The sequence below is a fragment of the Stenotrophomonas sp. Pemsol genome, from assembly GCF_003586545.1.
Lineage (GTDB): Bacteria > Pseudomonadota > Gammaproteobacteria > Xanthomonadales > Xanthomonadaceae > Stenotrophomonas > Stenotrophomonas sepilia.
The window spans coordinates 2,501-5,519 of the sequence record NZ_CP025780.1 but is presented as its reverse complement, the minus strand read 5'-3'; the positions used below and the strand labels follow the sequence as shown (position 1 = coordinate 5,519).

The window sequence follows — 3,019 nt, the reverse complement described above, 5'->3', positions numbered from 1 at the left end:
TGCTGCTTCGTCGTTGGGCCCGAGGGCCTTTCGTCGTTGCGAGCCGCCTATTATGGCAGGCCTTTCAGCTTTGTCAACAACTTGTTTGAGGAACTTGAAGCTCTTCGTGAAGTTGTTGCTGCAAGTCCAGGTCGAAACCAGGTGCCTGCAAAAAAAGGAAAACCCCGCTGCGCATGCAGCGGGGTTCTCGGGTGTAAACCCTGGCGATGACCTACTCTCGCATGGCTTGAGCCACACTACCATCCTTCCGAGTTCGGGATGGGATCGGGTGGTTCCACAGCGCTAATTTCACCAGGGAGGCTTTTGGAGAGTCGCACTCGTCCCGGGGGACAAGGCGCCAGCCTCGCGTAGTTCTTGTGACGTAGCGTGCACTTGGATGCTCTTACGACGTTGTCGTAAAGCCAAGGCAACTTGAGGTTATATGGTCAAGCCGCACGGATCATTAGTATCAGTTAGCTCAATACATTGCTGTACTTACACACCTGACCTATCAACCACGTAGTCTACATGGTTCCTTCAGGGGGCTTGTGCCCCGGGAGATCTCATCTTGAGGCGCGCTTCCCGCTTAGATGCTTTCAGCGGTTATCGCTTCCGAACATAGCTACCCGGCAATGCCACTGGCGTGACAACCGGAACACCAGAGGTTCGTCCACTCCGGTCCTCTCGTACTAGGAGCAGCCCCTCTCAAATCTCCAACGCCCATGGCAGATAGGGACCGAACTGTCTCACGACGTTCTGAACCCAGCTCGCGTACCACTTTAAATGGCGAACAGCCATACCCTTGGGACCGACTACAGCCCCAGGATGTGATGAGCCGACATCGAGGTGCCAAACACCGCCGTCGATATGAACTCTTGGGCGGTATCAGCCTGTTATCCCCGGAGTACCTTTTATCCGTTGAGCGATGGCCCTTCCATACAGAACCACCGGATCACTAAGTCCTAGTTTCCTACCTGCTTGATCCGTCGATCTTGCAGTCAAGCACGCTTATGCCTTTGCACACAGTGCGCGATGTCCGACCGCGCTGAGCGTACCTTCGAGCTCCTCCGTTACTCTTTAGGAGGAGACCGCCCCAGTCAAACTACCCACCATACACGGTCCCCGACCCAGATAATGGGCCCAGGTTAGAACGTCAAGCACGACAGGGTGGTATTTCAAGGATGGCTCCACCACAGCTAGCGCCATGGTTTCATAGCCTCCCACCTATCCTACACAGACGAACTCAACGTTCAGTGTAAAGCTATAGTAAAGGTTCACGGGGTCTTTCCGTCTTGCCACGGGAACGCTGCATCTTCACAGCGATTTCAATTTCACTGAGTCTCGGGTGGAGACAGCGCCGCTGTCGTTACGCCATTCGTGCAGGTCGGAACTTACCCGACAAGGAATTTCGCTACCTTAGGACCGTTATAGTTACGGCCGCCGTTTACTGGGGCTTCGATCAAGAGCTTCGCCTTGCGGCTGACCCCATCAATTAACCTTCCAGCACCGGGCAGGCGTCACACCCTATACGTCCACTTTCGTGTTTGCAGAGTGCTGTGTTTTTGATAAACAGTCGCAGCGGCCTGGTTACTGCGACCCTCTTCAGCTATAGCTCGCACGAGCCACCAAAAAGGGTGCACCTTCTCCCGAAGTTACGGTGCCATGTTGCCTAGTTCCTTCACCCGAGTTCTCTCAAGCGCCTGAGAATTCTCATCCTACCCACCTGTGTCGGTTTACGGTACGGTCTGCGTAAGCTGAAGCTTAGGAGCTTTTCCTGGAAGCGTGGTATCAGTGACTTTGCCATAAAGGCTCGTCTCGGTGCTCGGTCTTAGAGGATCCCGGATTTGCCAAAGATCCAAACCTACCGCCTTTCCCCAGGACAACCAACGCCTGGTACACCTAACCTTCTCCGTCCCTCCATCGCACTTACGCGAGGTGCAGGAATATTAACCTGCTTCCCATCGACTACGACTTTCGTCCTCGCCTTAGGGGCCGACTCACCCTGCGCCGATTAACGTTGCGCAAGGAAACCTTGGGCTTTCGGCGTGCGGGTTTTTCACCCGCATTATCGTTACTCATGTCAGCATTCGCACTTCCGATACCTCCAGCAGACTTCTCAATCCACCTTCAACGGCTTACGGAACGCTCCTCTACCGCGCATAACAAAGTTATGCACCCCAAGCTTCGGTTCTGTGCTTAGCCCCGTTAAATCTTCCCCGCAGACCGACTCGACCAGTGAGCTATTACGCTTTCTTTAAAGGGTGGCTGCTTCTAAGCCAACCTCCTGGCTGTCTGTGCCTTTCCACATGGTTTTCCACTTAGCACAAAATTTGGGACCTTAGCTGTGGGTCTGGGTTGTTTCCCTTTTCACGACGGACGTTAGCACCCGCCGTGTGTCTCCCATACAGTCCGTCTCGGTATTCGGAGTTTGCAATGGTTTGGTAAGTCGCGATGACCCCCTAGCCATAACAGTGCTCTACCCCCGAGAGGATACATATGAGGCGCTACCTAAATAGCTTTCGAGGAGAACCAGCTATCTCCGGGTTCGATTAGCTTTTCACTCCTAATCACACCTCATCCCCTACCTTTGCAACGGGAGTGGGTTCGGGCCTCCAGTGCGTGTTACCGCACCTTCACCCTGGGCATGACTAGATCACCCGGTTTCGGGTCTACTGCCCGCGACTATGCGCCCTTATCAGACTCGGTTTCCCTTCGCCTCCCCTATACGGTTAAGCTTGCCACGAACAGTAAGTCGCTGACCCATTATACAAAAGGTACGCAGTCACTCCTTGCGGAGCTCCTACTGCTTGTACGCACACGGTTTCAGGTTCTATTTCACTCCCCTCTCCGGGGTTCTTTTCGCCTTTCCCTCACGGTACTGGTTCACTATCGGTCGGTCAGTAGTATTTAGCCTTGGAGGATGGTCCCCCCATGTTCAGACAGGGTTTCACGTGCCCCGCCCTACTCGTCTTCACTGAAATGGCCCTTTCAGATACAGGGCTATCACCTTCTATGGCCACTCTTTCCAGAGCGTTTTCCT

Annotated in this window: 1 rRNA gene (only partly in view); it reads right to left on the bottom strand. The window is 54.0% G+C overall.

The annotated features are described in order from the left end of the window. Positions 1 to 421: 421 nt before the first annotated feature. Positions 422 to 3,019 (bottom strand): 23S ribosomal RNA (locus tag PEM_RS00025); it runs 282 nt beyond the window's last position.